Raw genomic sequence first — 25,261 nt, 5'->3', positions numbered from 1 at the left:
TACGTTTTAAAACATCGTAACTTTCCTGAATCTTTTACCCTCTGTTTCTAATATAGATATATTCTTTCTACAGCGGGAAATAAAACACCTATATAAGTTTGGTACACATTTGTTGTAGTTGTGAATTTGAATTTTTATTTACTTTACATAGAATCTAATCAAGCTTATTTGAAAATATAAACATGGAAAGAATACAAAAAACACTTCGGCTATTAGAAGAACAGAATATTGATGCTTTACTGGTTACCTCCGAATCAAATGTTACCTATTTATCGGGTTTCACAGGAGATTCATCACGCTTGCTCATAGCAAATCAATCTTGTTATCTGATAACTGACCCCAGATATACTGAACAGGCCAAAAATGAATGCCATAAGGATATAACTGTATTTGAGTGGATTAACGACAAGAGATACAATTCTTTAACTTATGATTTTCTCATTAAATCCTTATTCATTCAAAGAATTGGGTTTGAAAGCAATCATATCACATTTCAGGAATATTCTGAAATTAATGGTGAAAAAGTTCCTACTCAAAATTTAGTAGAACAGATTCGCATTATAAAATCCAAAGATGAAATTGAAAATCTGAGAAAAGCCAGCCAAATTTCCGATAAGGCACTTGAAAACACACTCTCTTCAATAAAAGAAGGAGTTATGGAAATTGATATCGTTGCTGAACTTGAATACAACCTTAAAAAGTGCGGCGCAGATAATCTTTCTTTTGAAACAATGGTTTTGTCAGGAAAAAGAACTTCCCTGTTACATGGGAAACCAGGTAAAAAACGTGTCGGAAATGGTGATTTAATCCTGTTCGATTTTGGAGCTTTATACAATGGCTATCATGCAGATATAAGCCGAAGTTTTGTTCTGGGACAAGCAAACGATCAGCAAAAAGAAATTTACGATTGTATAAATAATGCCGGCAAACTAGCCATCAATTCAATAAAAGACGGAGTTGAGGGAAAAGAAATTGCTGAGATGGTCCGAAAACAAATACCCTCTAAATATTTAGAATATTATTATCCGGGAATTGGTCATGGAGTTGGATTAGACATACATGAACCCCCTTTTATCAGAGACGATGCATCATTTACATTTCAATCGGGCATGGTGATCACAATGGAACCTGGAATCTATATCCCCGAATGGGGTGGCTTGCGTATCGAAGACTCTCTATTGGTAACAAAGGATGGATGCGAACCTCTCAATTTATTCGAACGAAATTTAATTGAATTGTGAACTAATTCACTCTTACAAGTATAAAAAATAGGCTGAATCAGTAACAGATTCAGCCTATTTTCACTATACTAACTAAAAACTATTTACTTGAAAATTTATAGATACAAATTGAATAATACTCTTCGCCAGGCTCAACTGTCACATCAGGGAAGTTTGCCTGATTTGGGCTATCTGGGAAATGTTGTGTTTCCAAACAGAATGCAGTTCTGAAATCATATTTCTTATTCCCTTTACCAACAACTCCATCTAAAAAATTACCACCGTAAAACTGAATTCCAGGTTCAATGGTATAAACTTCAAGAATTCTTCCCGATGACGGCTCAACAACTTTTGCCGCTAAAGTCAGCTTTTCGTCTGATTTATTCAACACCCAATTGTGGTCGTAACCTTTACCATAGGTTAACTGCGTTTCATCATTATCAACCCGTTCACCAATAGCGGTTAAATTGTTAAAATCGAATGCTGTCCCTTTAACAGATGCAATTTCACCAGTTGGAATTAAACCAGCATCCACAGGAGTATAAGAATCAGCATTGATCATTAACTGATGATCGTTAATTGTTCCTTCTCCTGCTCCTTTAAGGTTAAAATAAGTATGATTGGTAAGATTTAGAACTGTAAGCTTATCTGTTGTTCCAAAATATTCGATTTTTAATTCGTTATCATCTGTGAACTGATATTTTACTTTTACATCAACATTACCAGGGTATCCTCCATCCATATCAGTTGAATGCAGGCTAAACTCCAAAGTTTGCTTATCAATTTGATTCACATCCCAAATTTGTCGGTAAAAACCATTTGATCCACCATGCAAATGATTCTCTCCATTGTTTGCTTCAAGCTGATATTCTATTCCATCCAGAGAGAATTTAGCCTGACCAATTCGGTTTCCATAACGACCTATTGTTCCCCCAAAAAAATATTCTTTTTTATCTATAAAATCCTTTCCTGTTCCATATCCAACAGCAACATCAGCAAAATTTCCGTTTTTATCCGGCACCCATAAACTTACAACTCTGGCTCCTAAATTTGTTAACTGACAAACCAGACCATTCTTATTCGTTAAAGTGAAAAGTTCAACCTTCTTTCCATTGTAATCACAAGAAAAATCTGTTTCAGAAATCAATTCCTTTTTTTGCGGCTTCTGACAACTCATCATAACAGGAATAATTACAATACATAACACATTTAATAGTTTCATAATATTTAGTTTATTGTTATCAATTTCTTCTAATTGTATAAATCCCGAAAAGATCAATATTAATCGATTCTAAATTCACCACTAATTTTTAAATGAAGCTTGCAGAAACTCCGAAATGTTACAAAAAAACCGAGGGAATGGAACTTAACATTTCCCCCCTCGGTTTCCCGCTAACTAATCTAACTAATTTGTCCTATTGTTTCAACTATTTTATCTTTTCCAAACAATACCTGCTCGGTGAAAGTTCCTAATTTTACATACTTTTCGTAAATCTCCAGATACTTTTTAGCGTGATCCGGATTAGGTATGTATTCCATATCAAAACCTTGCCCCATTGCTTTTTGAGCTTCTCCTACTGTTTTGTATACTCCGGCAGCAACAGCTGCAAACATTGCTGCACCGCAAGCACATGTTTGCTCGGTACGCGCAATTTTTATCGGCATATTCAATACATCTGCTAAAGTCTGCATCACAAAAGGTGACTTCTTGGCTACTCCACCTAAACCAATAATTCCTTTAATCTCAACACCTTCACGAACAAATCGATCGACAATAGCTTTTGACCCAAAAGCAGTTGCTTCCACCAATGCTCTAAAAATACGAGGCGCCGAAGAACCCAAAGTTAAACCAGCAATAGAACCTGTTACCTCCTGACTTGCATCTGGAGTGCGTCGTCCGTTCATCCAATCAACAGCCACAATTGTAGATTCTTCAATTGAAATTTTTTCAGCTTCTTTACTTAACTCCGGAATAATCTTCGAGATAGCTTCCTCAATCAATTTTTCACGGGTTTCCTCATCAATCAAAGTCGTTTTTGAAAGGATATTTTCGATTGGCCAGGCAACAACATTTTTAAACCATGCATACAAATCACCAAAAGCTGATTGTCCTGCTTCCAACCCAACATAACCTGGAATTACCGAACCATCTACTTGTCCGCAAATACCAGGAATTAATTTATCGCCAATCTGATCGTAAGAAGCGATCATGATATCGCAGGTTGAAGTTCCTATTGCCCGTGCCAATACGTTTGGAGTTACCTCACCCCCAACAGCACCCATGTGGCAATCAAATGCTCCAACTCCAACAGCTACATCGGTGCTTATACCCAAACGCTCAGCCCATTCAGGAGAAATTTTCCCTACCGAAACATCACTCGTATAAGTTTCTTCATATAACTGATCTCGGTAACCTTTTAACAAGGGATCGAGACTGGTCAAAAATTCCTCCGGAGGCAATCCGTTCCATGACTCATGCCACATCGCTTTATGACCTGCTGAACAGCGACTGCGCACCACTTCTGTTGGCTTCAGTTTTCCTGTTAATACCGCCGACATCCAATCACAATGTTCTATCCATGAAACAGCTTTATCCCGTATGGATTCATCTTCACGCAATACGTGCAGCATTTTTGCCCATACCCATTCCGAAGAATAAATTCCACCTTCATATTGAGAATAATCAACATCCCATTTTTTCACCAATTCGTTAATCTCAGCAGCTTCCTTAACCGCAGTATGATCCTTCCACAACACAAACATTGCATTCGGATTTTCAGCATATTCAGGCAATAAAGCCAAAGGGGTGCCATTCTCATCCGTCAACACAGGAGTACTTCCTGTTGTATCAAATGAAAGCCCCACCAGACTTCCGGCAACCCCTTTTGGCGATTTTTCCAGAGCATCTTTAATCAGATACTCCATAACTTCTATATAATCCAATGGATGCTGGCGATATTGATTCTTTACAGGATCACAATACATCCCTTCCATCCATCGGGGATAATTCATAACCGACGATGCAATTTCTTCTCCGGTAGCAACATCTACAACAACAGCCCTTCCTGAATCTGAACCATAATCAAGACCTATTACATATTTCTTTGCACTCATAAACTGTATTTTTAATCATTAAATCAAAGCAGTTTTACCTACTGACCGTAATATGAATCTTTACCATGTTTGCGACTAAAATGCTTATCAGTCAGAAGAGAATTCATTGAGGCATTTGGCTGAATGGTTTTTGCAATGAAAGCCATTTTGGCCAGCTCCTCTAAAACAACACTATTGTGAACAGCATCATTTGCATTTTTCCCCCAGGTAAACGGACCATGATTTTTAACAATCACACCAGGAACATGCATCGGATTCAATTCTTTAAATGCTTCAATTATTACGGTGCCTGTTTCTTTTTCATAAGCTCCCTTTACCTCAGCTTCATTCATATCACGTGTACAAGGAATCTGTCCGTTAAAATAATCAGCATGAGTGGTTCCTAGTATTGGAATCCCAATTCCTGCTTGTGACCATCCGGTTGCATAAGTTGAATGAGTATGAACAATTCCGCCTATCTCTTTAAAACTTTTATACAGCTCAAGATGAGTAGGCGTATCTGACGAAGGACGTAATTTGCCTTCTACAACATTCCCGTCCAAATCAACCACAACCATGTCTTCACTCTTCATTTCGGAATAGGAAACACCACTTGGTTTTATTACAACCAAACCATTTTCCCGGTCAATAGCGCTTACATTTCCCCATGTAAAAAGTACCAATCCATATTGCACCAATTCAAGATTGGCTTTAAAAACCTCTTCTTTTAACTTATTTAAGTCCATTATTCGAATTTTAAAAATTGCCTGATAGTTTTTAACCTTACCATATTTAACTCAACTACCAGGCAATTTAATTCACACCTATTATATTATTTTACCAGAAATAAGCATATAATGCAACAATAATTAACACAATACCCATTGCAACGAACAAAAAGGTTCTATCTGTCTGAAACAACTCAGGCTCATAGGAATAAGCTTTACTATCTTGTTTTTTAGACTTCGCATTGGTAAACATGATAATAGCCAGAAAAGCCATCATAAATGTCATCATAAAAATGGAATGAAAACCAAGATGAGTCAGACTCATACCAAACCAATCTGTTCCCCAAACAAAACCTGAAACTAATGTTAAAGCAGTTAATCCAATGAAGACTTTAGCACCTTTTAATTGTTTTTGGCGGTTTCCTTCTGATATTTCTTCAGCCTTAACCTGATGACTATCTGTCAGAACCAGAACTACAGCCATTGTAATCAATACCATACAAACATAGCCCATGCGAATAATAAAAGGCAAATCAGGTAAAGCCATCTTCATAAGAATACCTACTGGCAAAGTTGCTATGGTTGTCCAAAGCGCAGCACGATTCGTAGCACGCTTCCAAAGAATTCCCATTCCAAATACCACCACTACACCAGGATAAATAAAACCGGTATATTCCTGAATATATTGGAACGCCTGATCTAAGCCTCCCAATAAAGGTTTAGCCGCAACCATTGCAATAATCAATGCAACTGCAGCCGAAATACGACCGACTAGAACCATTGTCTTTTCAGAAGCCGCTTTGTTAATATGGCTTTTATAAATATCGAGTGTGAAAATAGTTGAAGTAGAGTTTAACATTGATGCCAATGACGAAACCACAGCAGCAACTAATGCAGCAAAAGCCAAGCCTCTGATGCCTTCAGGAGCAAAATTACGAAGTAACCACGGATAAGCCTGATCCGGCTTATCAATTGCTCCGGATAAACCATCAACAACACCATTTAAATCTGGATGATTAAACATCACATAAGCAGTAATTCCAGGGATGATTACAATAATCGGAATCAGGATTTTTAAGTATCCGGCAAAAAGAAGACCTCGTTTAGCCTCTTTTAAATTTTTAGCAGCCAATCCTTTTTGAATAATATACTGGTTGAATCCCCAGTAGCCTATATTGGTAAGCCACATAGCTCCAAAAATAACAGCAAGTCCTGGAAGATCTTTAAAGGTATTTGCATCTAATTTCTCATTAATAATCATGTTAAAATGGAGATCACCTGGTACTTCACGAACTTTATCAAGTACCAAAAGAAAACCATCGATTGCGGAACCATCCGCTCCAGCAACAGCATCCAATGCAAACCATGCAGTAATTAAACCTCCGCCAACAAGAAAAACAACTTGTATTACATCGGTCCATGCCACAGCTTTAAGTCCACCATATATTGAATATACTCCTGCAAAAATAAGTAAACTTGGTACTCCATACTCCATTGGAACACCCAAAATCTGATCCATTGCCAATGCTCCTAACCAAGCTACAGAAGTAAGATTTACAAAAACATAAACCAACAACCAAAAGAACGAAAAGAAGAAACTAACACCTTCGCCATATCTTTCCTTAGCAAACTGAGGCATTGTATAAATCTTTTTATCAATCATTTGCGGCAATAAAAACTTTGCTACCAATATAAGCGTAATAGCCGCAATCCATTCATATGCCGCAATTCCCAAACCAACAGCAAAACCAGAACCCGACATTCCAATAAAGTGTTCTGCAGAAATATTTGCTGCAATTAATGAAGCTCCAATTGCCCACCATGAAAGTGTTCCTCCCGCTAAAAAATAGTCTTTTGCGCTTTCTTCTTCCCCACTTTTTGATCGGGAAAGCCACAAACCCAATGCAACAATCAGTATCGCATAAGCGATAAAAATGGCATAGTCAATGGTCGTAAAACCTGCATTCATAATTATTCGTTTTATTAAATACTCTCAGTAATATACCGAGAGCATTTTGAATGAGTATTGTTTAGTTGATCTTTAATATTTTCTACAATCCTTTCGCCAAATGGTAGTATAAATCATTCCATTTTAGCTCTTTCTTAAAATCTGAAATTGTTGTTATGTTTTCAATTGTTACAAATTCAACACCAACCATTTCAGCAAAGTCTTCAAGACATTCTTTGTTTAATGCCATACTAAAACTAGTGTGATGAGCACCACCGGCAAGAATCCACGCAGCAGCACCAATTTCCAGATTTGGTTGTGGAACCCATAGGGCACGGGCAACAGGAAGTTTTGGTAATGCTTTAGGTGTAATAACTGTCACAGGATTAACAATCATTCGCATACGTCCTCCCATATCAACAAGAGTTGCATTTATTCCTTCCCCTTCAGGCACATCGAATACAAAACGGGCAGGAGCATCTTTTCCTCCAATTCCCAATGGATGAACTTCGATACTTGGAGTTTCTTTAGCAATTGAAGGACAAATCTCAAGCATGTGTGCACTTAACACTGAAGGACAAGCGGGATCAAGATGGTAAGTATAATCTTCCATAAAAGAACATCCGCCTTTCATACCTGCCGACATTACTTTCATGATTCGTACCAAAGCAGATTGTTTCCAGTCACCTTCAGCTCCAAAACCGTAACCTTGTTCCATTAATCGTTGAGAAGCCAACCCAGGAAGTTGTTTCAAACCATGCAAGTCTTCAAAATTGGTCGTGAAAGCCTTATATCCATTTGCATCCAGGAATTTCTTCATTCCCAATTCAATCTTAGCCTGATAACGAATGTTTGAATTTGTTTTATCTTCTAATTTGTATTCAGCAGCATAAACATCCATTAAAGAATCAATTTCTTGCTCTGTTATCGAATCCATACTAACAACAAGATCACCAACCCCGTGATAATTTACTTGCCAGCCCAATATTTTCTGAGCTTCAACCTTATCGCCTTCTGTTACGGCAACATGACGCATATTATCGCCAAAACGACAAATTTTTAAATTTTTAGATTCATTATATCCAACAGCAGATCTTGTCCAGCTTCCTAAGGTTTTGCGAACTTTTTCATCTTTCCAATGACCTACAATCACCTTACGATTTAATCGCAATCGTGTGCAGATAAATCCAAACTCACGGCCACCATGTGCTGATTGATTCAAATTCATGAAATCCATATCAATCTCACTCCATGGAATATCTCTGTTGTACTGAGTATGTAAATGTGCAAATGGTTTGCTCAATATACTTAAACCTTGTATCCACATTTTAGATGGCGAAAAAGTATGCATCCATGTAATCAATCCAATACAGTTGTTGTCTGTATTTGCCTCAAGACAACAATTATAAATTTCTTCAGGGGTTGTTAATACCGATTTAAAAACAATTTTTACAGGAATTGCTTCAGATGCATTAAGCCCTTCAGCAATTTCTTCTGAATTTGTTTTTACTTGTTTTAACGTCTTAGGACCGTATAAGTGTTGACTTCCGGTCACAAACCAAATCTCTTTTTCTTTTAGCTCTTTCATTTTATTCTTATAGTATTTTATACTTTTTTAGTAAACACAATTAATCATCACGTTAATAACAATAAGATGTACCAACAAATTAAAATAGTTATTTTACTAGTACTTTCTACTTTTATATAGAATAAAAAAAAGCAATTTTGCTTTTTTTTTTATTTTTTAAAACTTCACAACTCTATCAAATGTCTTTTCCACATCTCCTTGAAGCGCCCGATAATAATATGCCCCTTTCTTGGATTCTGTAGTATTTTTAATATTTAATTTTTCCAGTCGTCCTAATGACAAAACCTTTTTTCTAAAATTCCCCGGATCAAACTCTCTCTGAAAAATTGCTTGATATAGATTCCGTAATTGCAGAAGTGTAAACATCTCTGAAAGCAATTCTTCTCCTATTAAATCAAAACTCGCTTTTTTCTGAAGTCTGTCCAATGCCTCGTGAACCATATTTTCATGATCAAAAATCAAAGTAGGAAGCTTACTTATTGGCCACCAATGAGCTCCATTCTCTCGAACCAAATCCGTATCGTACTTATCAATTCGAATTAATGCATAGTATGCTAAAGAAATTACCCGTGTCCCCTCTTCTCTGGTTGGCTCAGAAAATGACTGAACCTGTTCCAAATAAATATCACTCAAGCCTGTAGTTTTCTTTAATACCCTACGAGCTGCCATATCAGCAGATTCATCTTCCTGAACAAATCCCCCCAGTAGAGACCAACTTCCCATCGCCGGCTCAAATCCTCTGGGATAAAGTAATAACCTAAGCTCCCCTTCATGGTATCCAAAGATTACACAATCGACAGCAACATGATATTTAGGATGTTTATATTGTGGATTCATAATATTAATTTTCTCCTCAAATATATAAAGTATTTTTGACTTTTATTATTTTCTTGTGAAAAAAAATAAATTTCCGACGAAATTTACAAAAAAATAATATTAAACTCTTATGCAATAACAAGCATTAATTTATTTTAAGGTTAATTTATTCCTATCGGAATCAACAATAAATGATACGAATCACAAATTATTGGTTTTGCGCATTCAAAGAATGTAAGTATACTTGTACAAATACCACATTTTGATAGTTCGATACACTCTTAATTTAAAATTATAAAAATACAGTATATCATGCGGCGATGTATTTTTTTCAGTTTCTTTATCCTTCTTAGTTTTTGCAGCAATACACTTATTGGAGAAACTCAAAAATCGCCAATTTCGCATATTCGTTTCCATTACTTAAATAACAACAACGGATTAGCGCAAAACACAGTAGATTGTATCTTACAAGACAGCCGGGGATTTATGTGGTTTGGAACATGGAACGGACTTTGCCGTTACGATGGTTACACTTTTACGACCTATAACAAAACCAAGGATCTTAGCGGTATTCCTGACAACTTTATTCAATCGATGAGTGAAGACAGCAAAGGAAATATCTGGATTGGAACAAAAAATGGATTAAGTAGATTCCTTTTTAATGAGAATCGCTTTTCGTTGCCTGAAAACATAAAGTCGAATCTAAACGGACACTCCATACCTCATATATCAATTGATAAACAAAATAAGATCTGGGTAGCGACAGAAGATGATGGAGTTTGGCTTATTGAGGAAGATAAAACAGACTCATATTCAGCTAAGAAGATTACTGAAATTGTTTTGCCAAACCAACACATCAGTCACATTTTAATTCATGAAAAAATCATTTTAATTGGAACCGAGAACGGTTTGGTAATTGTTGACAAGATAAATTTCCAAAACGATACCACATTAAACAAACTAATTAAATCTGTAGCAAACCTTGTTGTAAATTGCATTTTTGTTGATACAAAAGAAAATGTTTGGATCGGAACCTCTAATGGCTTATATCAATATGAGCCAGACAATAAACAAATCTATTTTTACACGCATCAGCCACAGAATTCATCTGGTTTAAACCACATAGCAATTACAGAAATTGTTGAAGACAATTCAGGCACAATTATCGTTGGTACTTTGGCCGGACTAAACTTTTTTGATCCAAGTTCGCACTCTTTTTATCATTTAGGTGATGATTTCAAAGAAGATCAAAAATTAAACAACCCTTTCATTAATTCATTACTAGCTGATAAACAGGGGAATATATGGATAGGTACCGATAAAGGAGGTGTTAATTTTTACAACATTTATCAAAAACCTTTTTATTCTATCACTCACACTCCATTAAACCCTAAAAGCATAAGTCACAATACAATCAATTCTATTTTAAGTGAAAAAAACATTCTTTGGATAGGAACCGCCGGTGGTGGTTTAAACAGAATCGTTAATAATGGAGAAAATGTTGACCATTTTAATCTTAGCGATTCACCTCAAGAACAAATCGGCGCGAACTTTATAACTTCCATATATAGAAACAGCAGTACACAACTTTGGTTAGGTACATGGGGAGACGGTTTAAAAAGACTAAAATCAGTAATCACCAAAAACATTGATACCTATCGTAACAATTTTGAAGTTTCGAACAGCCTTTGTTCGAATTTCGTTTCCTCAATAACAGAATTGGATAAAGACCAGTTGCTGATTGGAACATTAAAAGGACTCGATTTATTCAATATCAAGCTGAACACCTTTACCCATCTCGATGAGAAAATGAAACTGTCTGCACATCTCGAAGTTGGATGTATTTTAAATGATCAGCAAAATAAGGTTTGGATAGGTACCCGTAATGGATTATTCCGCATTCCAAAAGATGAATTAAATCAACTTGATAAAAAAACAAGCATTAAATATGACGCCTTTTTCAATCAGCAGGATAACCCATTCTCTCTTCCTGGAAATTACATCATTTCCTTGTTTGAATCGAAAGACGGTACCATATGGATTGGTACCTACGGAAATGGAATCTGTAAATACACTATTGATAATAACGGTAAGTTTCAATTTATAACTTACAATGACCAAAATGGCTTGTGCAATAATGTAACTTATGCCATAGAAGAGGACAAACAAGGCAATTTATGGATCAGTACGGACAATGGTCTTTCAAAATTTAATCCGAAAACTGAATCTTTTCAAAATTATTTTGTAAAAGATGGACTTTTAAGTAACCAATTTTATTGGTCAGCATCAGCTGCTGATGAAAATGGTAAACTTTATTTTGGGGGAATAGCTGGATTAAACTATTTTATGCCGGAAAATGTTGAATCATACCATGAAGCATCAAAACCGGTTTTTACTGAATTTTCAGTATTCAACAGGCCTGTTGAAATTGGACAAGAATATCATTCCAATGTAATTTTAAATAAATCCATATCTGAAACAAACTCAATTGAACTCTCCTACAAAGACGCAGTTTTCTCGATAGAATTCTCAGCTCTTGATTATTTTTTACCGGAAAAAATAAAATATTCATACCAAATGGAAGGTGTTGATAAGGATTGGGTTAATGTTCCATCAAGCAGAAGATTTGCCAATTACACAAATCTTTCGGGAGGAGAATACAAATTCATGGTTAAAGCCTCTAACAGCGATGGTATGTGGTCAGACAAGATTGCAGAATTAAAAATAAAAGTTCATCCACCTTTTTGGCAAACAATGTGGTTTCAATTTACACTCCTGATTGCAATCGTTTTAATAATAATCAGCTACATTCAATACAGAACACGTTTTTTAAAAGAGCAAAAAAGGAAGTTAGAGAATCAGGTACTGGAACGAACTGAAAAAATAGAAGAACAAAAAGACAAACTAAGACATCAGGCTGAGCATTTGCAGCAAACAAATCAGGAATTAGCGGACAGACAGCTGTTAATCGGCGGACAAAAACTTGAACTTGAAATTCAAAATAAAAAGATTGCCCAACAGCGCGACAAGATGATTGAATTAAACAAGGAAGTGAAACAGGTCAACCAACTTCGATTGCGTTTTTTCACGAATATCTCACACGAATTTAGAACTCCCCTTACGCTAATTATTGATCCTCTGGAACAATTAATGAAAAAATTAAACGATGATCAAAACACAATCAGCACTTTAAAAATTATTGACCGAAATGCCAAACGACTGCTTCATCTGATCAACCGACTTATTTATTTCCGGCAAATCGAAAACGAAAAAATGGATCTGCTTGTGAGTAAAGGCAATTTAAATGAGTTCTTACATGATATTTTTGAATCATTTGAAAATTTGGCTCAACACATGCAAATGAAGTACCATTTTGAAGCACAGCAAACAAATTCAGAAACATGGTTTGATGCAGAAAAACTAGAAAATATTTTTTACAATTTGCTATCCAATGCTTTTAAATACACACCTGAAAATGGTGAAATTACAATGAAAGTTAAATTTGTAGAGAATGATGCTGATAATATTTTCCCTGCACCTTATGCATACATTGAAGTTACTGATAACGGAAAAGGCATTGCAAAGGAACATCTGCCATTTATTTTTGAACGGTTTTACCATGTAGAATCCGAAAGAGAATTAGACAAGAATAACTCTGGTATTGGCTTAGCTTTAACCTCTGAGATTATTAAAATATTACACGGTAAAATTCAAGTTCAAAGTGAAATCAAAAAAGGAAGTTGTTTTCAAGTCTATTTGCCATATACAACCGATCGTTATAACGAAAAAGATTTAGACCGCAACAACACTCAGGCTGAGGTGAAATTAAAAGCCCGTGTTGATACATTAGTTCATAACATGGTCAATCCAGAATCAAACTTAGGATATGAAAACACTGGAAAACAGGACAAATCAAAACCATTGGTACTGATTGTTGAAGACAATTTTGATTTGCGTACCTTTCTAATGCAAACCTTAAAAGAGGACTATAGAATACTGGGAGCCGAAAATGGTAACATTGGCTTTAAGATGGCTAAAAAGCATTCTCCAGATTTAGTCATCTCTGATGTGATGATGCCGGTACTTAGTGGCATTGAGCTGTGTAAATGTATGAAAAAGGAGATTCAGACAAGCCATATTCCCATTATCCTGTTAACAGCAAAGAATATGGTTGAAAACTGGGTTGAAGGCCTTGAAACCGGTGCCGATGATTACATTTCAAAACCTTTCAATCTGCAACTGTTACAGATTAGAATGAAAAATCTGATTGAAAGCAGAATGAAATTAAAACGAATGTTCAATTCGTCGCAAAACATTTCTGCGGAAAACATTACATCAAACCCTGTTGATGAAGAATTCATCAATAAAGTATATCGAATACTGGAAAAAAACTACACCAATCCCGACTTCACAATCAATCAGTTTGCCAGCGAAATGTTTGTAAGCAGCAGTTTGTTATACAAAAAATTGAAAGCAATAACAGACTTAAACATTACCAATTTTATAAACGCATTCAAATTAAAAAAAGCGATGGAGTTGATACAGGAAAACAAACTCCCAATTTCTGATATTGCATTTGCCGTTGGATTCAATGACCCAAAATATTTTAGCAGAGTATTCCGCAAACATTATGGAATGAGCCCCTCCGACTTTACACATAACTCTCTCAAAGACAGCAAATAATCTACACTTTCCAATAAGCATACTTCTTCATTTTCCGAAATCATCCACCCCAATTGTGTAATTGTCCACCTCTTTGAAGAGCTATCGACTTACATTGCAAACGTTATAAACGATAAGTAACATTTAATTTCTATTCTATGAAAAAAATATTTTTAGGCGGATTTTTGTTCTGCTTCCTGATTCTTTCAGGAGTAAGTCAAGCTCAAATTACCGTTAAAGGTGTTGTTTATGAAACTACCGGCAATACAACACTCCCAGGAGTTAATGTTGTTCAAAAAGGAACAACAAATGGAACAATAACGGATATTAACGGAAACTATTCCCTAACCATTCAAGATCCAAATGCAAGTTTAATTTATTCCTTTGTTGGATATTTATCACAGGAAATTCCAATAAATAATCAAACATCAATCAATGTTACCTTACAAGAAGATATATCAAAGCTTGATGAAGTTGTTGTTATTGGATATGGCACACAAAAAAAATCGGATTTAACAGGTGCTGTTAGTGTTATTGATACCGATGATGCTAAAAAAACAGTGACTTATGATGTAGCCAAAATGCTGCAGGGGCAAGCTCCTGGAGTTACCGTTCAATCTTCGGGTGAGCCTGGAGGATCGGTGAATATTAAAATCCGAGGCATTACTTCTTTTAATAATAACAACCCATTATTTGTAATCGATGGAATGATTGTTGACAATCCTAATGATTTCGCTCCCGGCGATATCGAATCAATGCAAGTACTAAAAGATGCTTCTTCCGCTGCCATTTATGGTGTGAGAGGTGCGAATGGTGTTGTAATCATCACCACAAAAAAAGGAGTTCAAAATGGAGATTTAAAAATGAAACTCAAATCTCTTTTCGGCATACAGAATGTTGCCAAGAAAATTTCACTTACCGACAGAGAAGGATACCAAAAAATTACCAATGCTGCTTACTTGAATTCAGGACAAGCGATACTTCCAGGTAACGATCCTGCCAGCGAGTATTATATTGACAATGTAAATACCGACTGGCAGGATGCAGCTTTCAAAACAGGTATCATCCAGAATCATACAATATCATTCAACGGAGGTTCTGAAAATTTCGGTTACAATTTTAATACAGATTATTACAAAAACTCAAGTTATATAGATACTCCTCAGGATTATGAACGAATCTCAACCAGCTTAAATTTGAATGGAAAAAAAGGCAAATTTAAATATGGTGCTAAACTTGGGTATACAAAATCAGATAAAGAAAGTTTTAACGAATACAATGTAGGTACCTCATCGGTAATAAACCTGCTTCAATCGATCCCAACAATGCCTGTTTATGACGAAAACAGACTAGGTGGCTATGGAGGTACTGATAACCTGACTCAAAAAGCAATCACTTTAAATGTGATTGGTTTCAACAACCTAATTGATAATGAAGCTGAAAGAAACAGATTTATTGGTAATATCTGGGGTGAGATTGAAATTGTAAAAGGCTTAAAATATAAAATTAGCGCCAGTGCTGATCAACTGGATACTCACACAAGATATTTTGTGCCTCCAAGTGATTTAGGATGGTATTATATTACTACAAATTCGGAATCTTCGCTTGACATTAACGATAGCCGTAAAACCTTTACTTCGCTGGACAACCTGCTTACTTACAACATTGAAATAAACAAACATAAGTTGGATGCACTTGTAGGATGGGTTCAGGAAAAAACAAATTATTACAATCACTGGTCAAGAGGAGTTGGATTTGAAGACAATGAAATCAGTCATTTGGAATATGCTGACGACACCTCTACAGGTGAATACGAAAGTACAATAACAGGCATATCCTATTTAAGCAGAATTAACTACAATTTTGATAACAAATACTTTTTAACAGCAAATTACAGACAAGACAAAACTTCTCTTTTTGCCAAGCAAAATAATACAGGAGATTACTTCTCTGTTTCCGGAGCCTGGAAATTGCACAACGAAAGTTTTATCACTCTTCCACAGTGGATGAATACTGCGAAATTAAGAGGAGGTTATGGTACGTTGGGAAACAATACTGCAGGAGTATATGCCTACACTCCTACAACCAATAGTTTTGCAAGCTATCTTTTTGGAAATACATTAGCTCCAGGTACAATTGTTGTTGATGCAACGGATCCTAATCTTAAATGGGAAGATACTGAAACTGTAAATGCAGCAGTAGAATTAGGAATGTTTGATAACAAACTACAGTTTACGGCTGAATATTACGAGAAAAAATCAACAGACCTGTTAGCCAGAGTTCCGCTACCTCTTTCTACCGGAACAATTAGCAACGATTGGTCATCATCAGTTATGACAAATGCAGCGGCAGTAAAAAACACAGGCTTTGAATTCTTATTGAGTTATACCAACTCCTCAAAAGAGTTTAAGTACAATATTTCGGCAAATGTTGGAACACTAAAAAACAGAGTATTAAAAATAGGAACAGATGATACTCCAATTAATGGAACCAACTCAAGAACCGAAGTAGGACGGTCTATTGGTGAACTTTATGTGTACGAAACAGAAGGTCTTTTTCAGAGTCAGGCGGATGTTGATTCACATGCCACTCAACCGGGTGCTGTTGCAGGTGATGTTAAGTTTAAAGATGTAAATAAAGATGGTTTAATTACCGATGAAGACAGAACTTACCAAGGCGTTTCAATTCCTAAAATTAGCTACGGTTTAAACTTAAGCGGATCTTACAAAAACTGGGAGTTCTCAATGTTCTGGCAAGGTAGTGCAGGTAATAAAATCTACAATGGAACTTACAACAGTTTGATGATTGGCGGACTTGTAAATCATCATACAGACATGTTGAATTACTGGACTCCAACCAATACAAATACAAACATTCCACGTCCTGATCAATTGGAAACCAATCAAAATGCAAGAGCATCTGACCGATTTATCCAGAACGGAAACTATATCAAATTACAAAATGCACAGTTGGCCTATAATATTCCATTAAAAGCAAATAATATAGTGGAACATGCAAAAGTTTATGTTTCAGGACAAAACTTGTTGACTATTAGTAAATACAAAGGATATGATCCTGATTTTATGAGTGATGGATTATTCTCCAGAGGTTTCGATTACGGGTCTTTTCCAAATCCAAGAACTTTTATTTTAGGTGTAGAGATTGACTTTTAAAATGCTTAAATAAAACAGAAATAAAATGAGATATAAAAATATTTACAGTATAGCTATTTTGTTTGCGCTGACCAGTTTGGTTTCAAGTTGTGTTAGTGAGGACGATTTAGTACAGATAGATCCAAATGTTGATACGGAAGAAGCATTTTGGAAGACAGATAACGATGCACTTAAAGGAATTAATTCGGTGTATGGCAGTATGCTAATAGATGGCAGTTACATGAGAAGCACTCCTATGATGCTGGATTTAAAGGATGATGCAACCAGAAGTAACAGCCCTTGGACCGCAATGTCCGTTATCGGCAAATTCAACTCGAGTATTGCAAATCCAGATATTTACAGTTGGGCGTATCGTGATTTTTATCAGGGAATTTACCGCGCAAATCAGGTATTGGATAATGTGCCGTCCATAGAAATGGAAGACAGCAATTTAAAAGACCGTGTTCTGGGGCAGGCTTATTTTCTAAGAGGCTTGTATTTTTTCCACATGGTAAACATGTTTAAAAATGTTCCTTTGCCATTATCCAACAGTGAATTATATCACCAACAAAAAACAAATGAAGAGGGCTGGGCTCAGGTAATTTCTGATTTAGAAATGGCTGCCGGTTTATTGCCTGTTTCCTACGATGATGTATCCGGACTGGACGCAGGACAAATAGGAAGAGCAACAAAAGGTGCAGCTTTGGCCTATATAGGAAAAGCACAATTATTTACAAAAGACTTCGAATCTGCAAAAGTGACATTTAAGAAAGTTATTGATCTGAAAGTGTACTCTTTAGTTGCTGATTACCGTGATAATTTCACCGTAACAAACGAAAACAATTCAGAATCTGTATTTGAAGTACAATTTAGCAGAGAAGCTGGCGGTGTAGATCTAAGCTGGGGAGGAACGCCGGCACCTGGTTGGGGAAGAACCTCAGGAAGAGCAATTACATATGGTGCTGCGGGCTTTGGATATGCAGATTTACAACCTACCTGGGCATTGTTTAATGAATACAGAGAAGAATTAACTGTTGATGGAGAAGTTGATCCGCGGTTAGACGCAACAATATTCTACAATAAAAATGCTTACGACGGTGTTGGAATGTCATTATACGGTCAGGATTTCGCAACATTTTATGCAGCTAACGAATCCAATCTAAATGATTTATACTGCAGAAAGTATGAAAATTCTGATGGTGATTTTGCAAACGAGTATGATTGGAGATCTGGAATTAACGAACGCATCATGCGTTATGCAGATGTGCTGTTAATGTATGCGGAATGTTTAAACGAGACCGGAGCCACCAATGATGCCTATCAGTACATACAGATGGTGAGGGATCGTGTAAACCTGCCTGATTTAGCAACCGTTAAACCAAACATGACACAGGCTGAAATGAGAGAGCAAATTGCCCATGAACGGTTTTTAGAACTTTCTTTGGAAGGACACCGTTTTGATGACATCCGCCGTTGGGGATGGTTAAAAGATGCATCCAAATTAGCCTGGCTAAAATCAAGGGATACTGAATTCAACACCTACACTCCTGGCCGCGAATATTTCCCAATCCCTCAATCCGAAATGGATACAAACAAGGGAATGGTACAGAATGATGGCTACTAAGCCTATTCAGACCTAATTTTGAGGATGTCCGCTTCTTGTGGACATCCCCCTTATTTAATCATCTAAAACAATCAGATCACGAAGAATACTTTGGTATTTCTGACCCTATAGATCTGTTTTGGTGATGAAATCATCAAATTCAAGCCCTACAATAAAGGACAAAAAGCAGCATTAATAGAGTTATTTAGAACAGAAATTGTAATCCTAAGTAACTCTGATTTTATAAAAAACAGATGATGAGATTTATTTCTTCAGCAGCCTTCGTGATTTTTCTAATGACTGCAGGCTGTTCCAGTAATGACAATATTATTGATCCCGAAGAACCGGATCCGGTAGTAGAAAATCCTCCCGCGGATGATTTTTCCGGTCCTGAATATGCTGATGATTATTCAGCCATATCAGGTTGGGACAATCGGACTTCCTGGAATTTAGCCAATGTTCATGACCCTTCTGTAGTATATGATGGAGAGTATTATTATATGTACGGAACGGATGCTTCCTATGGAAATGCACACGAAGGTCATGGACATTTTCTTTATCGCAGATCAAAGGATTTGGTTGACTGGGAATTTCGTGGAATGGCAATGACCGAAACTCCTTCGTGGGTAAAAGACACACTCAACAGCATGAGAACTCTGGCAGGGCTTGATATTATAGACTCTCCTATTTATGGACACTGGGCTCCGGTTGTTCGGAAAGTTGGAAACAAGTACCGAATGTATTACAGCATTGTAATTGACAATTACATTGAATCAGGAAAAGCCAATACTCCTGCAAACTTTGATGGTTCCTGGACAGAACATGCTTTTATCGGTCTTATGGAATCGGATGACTTAAGCAGTAACACCTGGGTGGATAAAGGAATGGTAGTTAGTTCTGTTTCAGACAGAGAAAACAACTGGTCGCGTTCGAATACAAGCGACTGGAACGCCTATTTTAAATGGAATGCAATAGATCCAACTTTTATTATTACCCCGGAAGGAAATCACTGGCTGATTTACGGTTCGTGGCATTCAGGCATTGTCGCATTACAAGTGAATCCAGACACAGGAAAACCCGATAATCTGTCATCAATTGAAGACTACGGAACTCTTATTGCACGCCGTCAAAACAGCGAACTTAATCGTTGGCAGGCACAGGAAGGTCCTGAAATTATTTACAATGAAAAAACAGGATTCTATTATCTGTTTCTGGCTTACGATGAGCTATCGGTTGCCTACAATACCAGAGTATGCCGATCAACAAGTATCACAGGTCCATATCTTGGCATTGATGGAACAAATATTACTGAAGGAGGCGAATGCTGGCCCATGTTAACACACCCGTACAAGTTCAACAATCATTCAGGCTGGGTAGGAATTTCACACTGTGCTGTTTTCAAAAACGAAGAAACAAACGAATGGTTCTACAGTTCGCAGGCCCGTTTGCCTGCCAATACAAATGGAAACGCCTACAGCAATGCCATTATGATGGGGAATATTCGAAAAATTGCATGGACAGAAGATGGCTGGCCGGTTGTTATGCCTGAACGTTATGCAGGTGTGCCACAACCAAGCATCAGCGAAAGCGATTTAACAGGTACGTGGGAAAACATATCAATGAATTACGAATATAAGGTTCAGCAAAAATCATCTCAACTGATTCTCTCGTCCAACATGACGGCATCCGGCGCATTAAGTGGTACATGGTCTTACGATCAGGATAAAAAGATTCTTACTATAGGTGAGTTACATCTCAATCTGGAAAAAGCTTGGGACTGGGAAGCATCACCCCGAACAACAACCTTTACCTACTCAGGCTTAACAGCCGGAGGAAGACCTGTTTGGGGTAAAAAAACAACAAAATAATAGTTACAAAATCTGTATTACAATGCAAAAATCATCTATAAAAATTAGTGAGATGCTTGTGAAATTGTTCTTTTTTTCAAGTTTATTATTGTTCACTCAAATATCTGTTGGGCAAAATAAAATTTCCGTTCACGATCCGGTAATGATCCGTGAGAATGATACGTTCTATTTATTTAGTACCGGATGGGGAATCAATGTTTGGTCCTCAACGGATATGAAAAACTGGACAGATGAGAAACCTGTATTTGACAATCCTCCAAAATGGGCTGTTGAAGCTGTTGATGGTTTTAAAGGTCATATTTGGGCTCCGGACATTTCATTTTACAAAGGACAGTATTACTTATTCTATTCCGTTTCCGCATTTGGTAAAAACACCTCATGCATTGGCTTGGCAACCAACAAAACACTAAACGCAAACGATCCTGATTTTAAATGGGTTGATCATGGCAAAATCATCCAATCTTTTCCAAACAAAACAAATTGGAATGCCATTGATCCCAATTTAATTGTAGATGAACAAGGACAGGCATTCCTAAGTTTTGGTTCTTTTTGGGATGGAATCAAATTGGTGAAACTTTCCGATGATGCAATGTCGGTAGATGATGATTTAACGGAAATTCCAACCATAGCCTCTCGTAAAGAAGATTCCCGTTTACCCAATCCTCCGGCAATCGACAACAATCCTGTCGATGCAGGAGGAAATGCCATAGAAGCTCCCTTTATTTTTAAAAAAGACGGGTACTACTACCTTTTCGCATCTATTGATTATTGCTGCAAAGGTGTAAACAGCAACTATAAAATGATTGTTGGCCGGTCAAAGAATGTAAATGGCCCCTATTTGGATAGAGACAACAAACCAATGAACACAGGAGGTGGTACCATTCTTTTATCAGGAAATAAGGATTGGTACGGACTTGGACACAATGCAACTGTAAGTTTTGATGGAACCGACTATTTAGTTTTCCATGCTTACGATGCTTCTGATAATGGCAATCCGAAGCTCTCAATCAAAGAAATTAACTGGGATAAAGATCAGTGGCCAATCGTTAAATTATAAAATACAAAATAAAACTGTAAATATGAAGATTATAAAATCAAAAAAATATGCAATTGCTGTTCTAAGCTCGCTGACAATTCTGGTGGGTACACAAACATTATCAGCACAAAATGCACGCATCAAAATTGATGTAGACCGAACCATTGGTGAGGTAGACAAAAATATCTATGGGAATTTCGTAGAACATTTGGGTCGTTGTGTATACGGAGGTATTTACGAAGAAAATTCTCCTCTTTCCGATGAAAACGGAATTCGTTTGGATGTACTGGATGCTGTAAAAGAGCTGAATGTCTCGATTACCCGTTACCCGGGAGGAAACTTCGTATCCAATTACAATTGGAAAGATGGCATTGGTCCAAAAGATGATCGTCCTGCCAGAATGGAATTGGCTTGGTCGCGTTTGGAAAGCAACCGCTTTGGAACGGATGAATTTATGGCTTATGCCAAAAGAATGGGAACAGAACCCTATTTTTCTGTAAACATGGGAACAGGAACAATAAAGGAAGCCCAGGAATGGGTAGAGTATTGCAACGTTAAAAGCGGTCCCTATTATGCCGAACTCCGGAAAAAAAATGGTCACGAAGATCCATACAACATTAAATACTGGAGTCTGGGAAACGAAATGGATGGATTTTGGCAGATGGGTCATCTAAATGCCGAAGATTACAGCAAAAAAGCAAGAGAAGCAGCCAAATTGATGAAACTAACATCTCCGGAAATTAAGCTGATAGCAGCCGGTTCGTCAAACTACCGTCCCAATGCAGATCCCAACGAATGGAACGAAAAAGTACTTCACGAATTGCGTGATGTAATTGATTATTTAGCCTTGCATATGTATGTTGGTAATGTTGAAAACAATTATTACAATTTCGTTTCCTCTCCTTTAGTTCTGGAAGAACGAACCCGTGTTGTAAAAGGTTTGATTGACCGCGAAATGCAAAATGCAGACCGCGGAAACCGCCCGCCAATTTATATTGCCTGGGATGAATACAATATTTGGTATCGTGCCCGCGGAGAAGAAACCATGGCAGGTACCAAAGCTCTCGAAGAACGCTACAATTTAGAAGATGCACTGGTAATTTCAGGCTTTTTAAATGCATTTATCCGTAATGCTGATATCGTGAAAATGGCGAATATGGCACAACTTGTGAACGTTATTGCGCCTATATTCACATCCGAAAAAGGAATGTTTAAGCAAACCATCTTCTATCCTATTCAGTTATTTGCCAACAATGTAAAAGGAACCTCTCTGGATGTTCATGTTGATTGTGAGACATATGACACGGGCAAATTTTTCATAGGATTGGGTGAATCAACAACCATTCAAAAAGACGTTCCATTTTTAGATGTTTCGGCCACCTATAACAACGGCGAAGTAATTGTTTGCGTGATGAACCGTAATAAAGACAAGGCAATTACAACAGATTTACTTTGTCAGGAAGGAATTTTTGACGGCGAATTTGAGGTGTACGAAATAAATGGTCCCGACATTAAATCTGAAAATGACTTCGGAAAAACAAGCGTGGAGACAAAGAAAAAGTCTTCTTTAAAAGTGAAGAAAAGTGATAAAATCACTTACGATTTTCCGGCACATTCTTTTACCATGATAAAAGGCTCTATAGTGAAGTAAATACATTTGCTCAATGTTTATAGTTAGAGATGAGAATTAGAACCAATTCTCATCTCTTTTTTTTTGTAATTCCTGTAACGAATTCATATTCCTTTATCTTTTCGGCAATCGTAATCCCCTACTATCCATAAAATTGAGATAAAGCAACAAGCCATTTTACAGAAGTGATTTCCACAACTTCGTACATAATGAGAATCACCTAATCTTTCATTCACTACAATATCCATTCAACAAAAAAGGGTGCTGTCACAATTGTGACAGCACCCTTTTGGTATATGGAACTAATTCTATTTTAATTGTATCAAAACAACTGACTTAGCAGGCAAATCAATGCTAAGTTTTCCATTTTTTGGTTTTTTTACCTCAAACGAATTAATCTTCACTATTTCATCTTTGCCAAAATCATTACAATCATTCATATTTTTGCTCGTAATAATCTGTCCGGCTGCACTTTTAAATTCTTGTCCGGCCAGTGTCAGATCGATACTTTCCTTCTTGTTTGGATTTAAATTACAAAAAGTAACAGACACAACACCATCTTTAGTTGAAGCCGATGCATTTACTGCAGGAATTGACTTCCCGTTAAACTCGTAGTTTTCACATTTCAAATCTGTAGGAATCAAAGTAGCATCCTGATGCACACTGTACATTTTAAACACATAATAAGTAGGCGTTAATACCATTTCATCCTCTTTGGTTAAAATAACCGATTGCAGCACATTAACCGCTTGTGCGATATTAGCCATAGCAACACGATCGGCATTATTATTAAAAAGATTCAGATTAATTCCGGCAACCAATGCATCACGAAGTGTATTTTGCTGATACAAAAATCCTGGATTTGTACCAGGTTCAACATTAAACCAGTTTCCCCACTCATCTACAATCAATCCAATTTTTTTCTCAGGATCGTATTTGTCCATTATTTTTGAATGTTCCTGAATCAGAGTTTCCATATTCAGGGTATTTTTTAAATCAGCGAACCAACCGCTTTCGTCAAAATCAGTAGCTGATCCTTTATCTTCCCAGCTTGTTGTAAATGTATAACTATGAAGCGAAACACCTTGAACCAAATGGCGGTGGCGGGTTGTTTTCTTCATCAATACATCCATCCAATTGTAATCATCAACATTAGGACCACCGGCAATGCGGTACAAATCACCACCACAATACGAAGCAAATCGATTGTACAAATCAGCATAGTACTCCGGGGTCATGTTACCACCACAGCCCCAGTTTTCGTTTCCAATTCCCCAGTACTTAACATCCCAAGGCTCTTCCTGTCCGTTTTTCTTCCTTAAATCAGTCATCGGACTCCTATTTTTTGAGGTAACATATTCAACCCATTCCGAGGCTTCCTGAACTGTACCCGATCCCACATTTAAATTGATATATGGCACTGCTTTAATCAATTTACAAAAATCAAGAAATTCATGAGTTCCGAAACTATTATCCTCAGTAACTCCTCCCCAATGGATATTTACCATAGAAGGCCTTTGCTGCTTAGGTCCTATGCCATCTTTCCAGTGATATGTGTCAGCAAAACAACCACCAGGCCAACGCAACAGGGGAATCTTCATATCTAAAAGCGCACCAACAACATCCTCTCTAAATCCCTTTACATTTGGAATTTGAGAATCTTCTCCAACATAAATACCACCATAAATGCAGCGCCCCAAATGCTCAGCAAAATGCCCGTAGATTTCTTTGTTAATTTTTGTTTTTGCAAGATCGGTATGAACCGTCATTGTATTTTGCCCAATCGCACTAAAGCTGATTAAGAAAAAAAGAAGAATTGAATAAATTGTGTGTTTTTTCATCCGAAAAATATTTAATTAGATATTGGTTTACAACTTTTTAAAAAAAATATAAAATACTGTGAATTAGATAATTTAA

Annotated in this window: 14 protein-coding genes; 7 read left to right on the top strand and 7 right to left on the bottom strand. The window is 36.7% G+C overall.

Annotated elements, in window-relative coordinates:
* The first annotated feature begins 182 nt into the window (after positions 1–182).
* Positions 183–1,241, top strand: a complete 1,059-nt coding sequence (locus ACKU4N_RS05995) for a M24 family metallopeptidase (protein WP_321321573.1) — start codon at positions 183–185, stop codon at positions 1,239–1,241.
* 79 nt (positions 1,242–1,320) lie between these two features.
* Here the strand turns inward: ACKU4N_RS05995 and ACKU4N_RS05990 are convergent, their stop codons facing one another.
* The 6 genes from ACKU4N_RS05990 to ACKU4N_RS05965 all read right to left on the bottom strand — a co-directional run bounded on the left by ACKU4N_RS05990 (position 1,321) and on the right by ACKU4N_RS05965 (position 9,414).
* Complete coding sequence (locus tag ACKU4N_RS05990; RefSeq protein ID WP_321321570.1) at positions 1,321–2,442, bottom strand: aldose epimerase family protein; 1,122 nt, start codon at positions 2,440–2,442, stop codon at positions 1,321–1,323.
* Between the two features lie 179 nt (positions 2,443–2,621).
* On the bottom strand, positions 2,622–4,334 hold the full coding sequence (locus ACKU4N_RS05985; RefSeq protein ID WP_321321569.1) for a ribulokinase: 1,713 nt from the start codon (positions 4,332–4,334) through the stop codon (positions 2,622–2,624).
* A 38-nt stretch (positions 4,335–4,372) separates the two neighbouring features.
* Positions 4,373–5,059 (bottom strand): L-ribulose-5-phosphate 4-epimerase, encoded by a 687-nt coding sequence (locus ACKU4N_RS05980; RefSeq protein WP_156195039.1) that lies wholly within the window; start codon positions 5,057–5,059, stop codon positions 4,373–4,375.
* Between the two features lie 91 nt (positions 5,060–5,150).
* Positions 5,151–7,010 carry a sodium:solute symporter family transporter gene (locus ACKU4N_RS05975; protein ID WP_321321566.1) on the bottom strand — a complete coding sequence of 620 codons (1,860 nt, stop codon included), beginning with the start codon at positions 7,008–7,010 and terminating at the stop codon, positions 5,151–5,153.
* An 82-nt stretch (positions 7,011–7,092) separates the two neighbouring features.
* Positions 7,093–8,577, bottom strand: coding sequence for an L-arabinose isomerase (gene araA, locus ACKU4N_RS05970; protein ID WP_321321564.1), 1,485 nt, complete (start codon positions 8,575–8,577; stop codon positions 7,093–7,095).
* Between the two features lie 156 nt (positions 8,578–8,733).
* Positions 8,734–9,414, bottom strand: a complete 681-nt coding sequence (locus ACKU4N_RS05965) for an NUDIX hydrolase (protein WP_321321562.1) — start codon at positions 9,412–9,414, stop codon at positions 8,734–8,736.
* Between the two features lie 291 nt (positions 9,415–9,705).
* Between ACKU4N_RS05965 and ACKU4N_RS05960 the strand changes: the two genes are divergently transcribed.
* The 6 genes from ACKU4N_RS05960 (at position 9,706) to ACKU4N_RS05935 (ending at position 23,365) form a co-directional block, all read left to right on the top strand.
* Positions 9,706–14,076 (top strand): two-component regulator propeller domain-containing protein, encoded by a 4,371-nt coding sequence (locus tag ACKU4N_RS05960; RefSeq protein ID WP_321321560.1) that lies wholly within the window; start codon positions 9,706–9,708, stop codon positions 14,074–14,076.
* 137 nt (positions 14,077–14,213) lie between these two features.
* On the top strand, positions 14,214–17,228 hold the full coding sequence (locus tag ACKU4N_RS05955) for a SusC/RagA family TonB-linked outer membrane protein (protein ID WP_321321558.1): 3,015 nt from the start codon (positions 14,214–14,216) through the stop codon (positions 17,226–17,228).
* A gap of 25 nt (positions 17,229–17,253) precedes the next feature.
* A complete protein-coding gene (locus ACKU4N_RS05950; protein ID WP_321321554.1) occupies positions 17,254–18,831 on the top strand; it encodes a RagB/SusD family nutrient uptake outer membrane protein in 1,578 nt (525 codons plus the stop codon).
* A 233-nt stretch (positions 18,832–19,064) separates the two neighbouring features.
* The gene (locus tag ACKU4N_RS05945) at positions 19,065–20,678 is read left to right on the top strand and encodes an arabinan endo-1,5-alpha-L-arabinosidase (RefSeq protein ID WP_321321552.1); all 1,614 of its coding nucleotides are present in this window, start codon (positions 19,065–19,067) and stop codon (positions 20,676–20,678) included.
* Between the two features lie 22 nt (positions 20,679–20,700).
* Positions 20,701–21,735: an arabinan endo-1,5-alpha-L-arabinosidase gene (locus tag ACKU4N_RS05940; protein ID WP_321321550.1), complete on the top strand. Its 1,035-nt coding sequence runs from the start codon at positions 20,701–20,703 to the stop codon at positions 21,733–21,735.
* A gap of 22 nt (positions 21,736–21,757) precedes the next feature.
* Positions 21,758–23,365: an alpha-N-arabinofuranosidase gene (locus ACKU4N_RS05935; RefSeq protein WP_124992037.1), complete on the top strand. Its 1,608-nt coding sequence runs from the start codon at positions 21,758–21,760 to the stop codon at positions 23,363–23,365.
* 287 nt (positions 23,366–23,652) lie between these two features.
* On the opposite strand, the gene ACKU4N_RS05930 is transcribed toward ACKU4N_RS05935, so the two are convergent.
* Complete coding sequence (locus tag ACKU4N_RS05930; RefSeq protein WP_321321547.1) at positions 23,653–25,185, bottom strand: alpha-N-arabinofuranosidase; 1,533 nt, start codon at positions 25,183–25,185, stop codon at positions 23,653–23,655.
* Positions 25,186–25,261: the final 76 nt, after the last annotated feature.

The organism is Labilibaculum sp. (assembly GCF_963664555.1).
Lineage (GTDB): Bacteria > Bacteroidota > Bacteroidia > Bacteroidales > Marinifilaceae > Labilibaculum.
Note: the sequence above shows the minus strand (reverse complement) of the source record. Positions and strands in the feature narration are given on the sequence as shown.

What these genes read in the sequence shown, in the direction of transcription:
- ACKU4N_RS05995 (WP_321321573.1), top strand. Translation starts at nt 183, where the DNA reads ATGGAAAGAATACAAAAAACACTTCGGCTATTAGAAGAACAGAATATT.
- ACKU4N_RS05990 (WP_321321570.1), bottom strand. Translation starts at nt 2,442, where the DNA reads ATGAAACTATTAAATGTGTTATGTATTGTAATTATTCCTGTTATGATG.
- ACKU4N_RS05985 (WP_321321569.1), bottom strand. Translation starts at nt 4,334, where the DNA reads ATGAGTGCAAAGAAATATGTAATAGGTCTTGATTATGGTTCAGATTCA.
- ACKU4N_RS05980 (WP_156195039.1), bottom strand. Translation starts at nt 5,059, where the DNA reads ATGGACTTAAATAAGTTAAAAGAAGAGGTTTTTAAAGCCAATCTTGAA.
- ACKU4N_RS05975 (WP_321321566.1), bottom strand. Translation starts at nt 7,010, where the DNA reads ATGAATGCAGGTTTTACGACCATTGACTATGCCATTTTTATCGCTTAT.
- araA (WP_321321564.1), bottom strand. Translation starts at nt 8,577, where the DNA reads ATGAAAGAGCTAAAAGAAAAAGAGATTTGGTTTGTGACCGGAAGTCAA.
- ACKU4N_RS05965 (WP_321321562.1), bottom strand. Translation starts at nt 9,414, where the DNA reads ATGAATCCACAATATAAACATCCTAAATATCATGTTGCTGTCGATTGT.
- ACKU4N_RS05960 (WP_321321560.1), top strand. Translation starts at nt 9,706, where the DNA reads ATGCGGCGATGTATTTTTTTCAGTTTCTTTATCCTTCTTAGTTTTTGC.
- ACKU4N_RS05955 (WP_321321558.1), top strand. Translation starts at nt 14,214, where the DNA reads ATGAAAAAAATATTTTTAGGCGGATTTTTGTTCTGCTTCCTGATTCTT.
- ACKU4N_RS05950 (WP_321321554.1), top strand. Translation starts at nt 17,254, where the DNA reads ATGAGATATAAAAATATTTACAGTATAGCTATTTTGTTTGCGCTGACC.
- ACKU4N_RS05945 (WP_321321552.1), top strand. Translation starts at nt 19,065, where the DNA reads ATGATGAGATTTATTTCTTCAGCAGCCTTCGTGATTTTTCTAATGACT.
- ACKU4N_RS05940 (WP_321321550.1), top strand. Translation starts at nt 20,701, where the DNA reads ATGCAAAAATCATCTATAAAAATTAGTGAGATGCTTGTGAAATTGTTC.
- ACKU4N_RS05935 (WP_124992037.1), top strand. Translation starts at nt 21,758, where the DNA reads ATGAAGATTATAAAATCAAAAAAATATGCAATTGCTGTTCTAAGCTCG.
- ACKU4N_RS05930 (WP_321321547.1), bottom strand. Translation starts at nt 25,185, where the DNA reads ATGAAAAAACACACAATTTATTCAATTCTTCTTTTTTTCTTAATCAGC.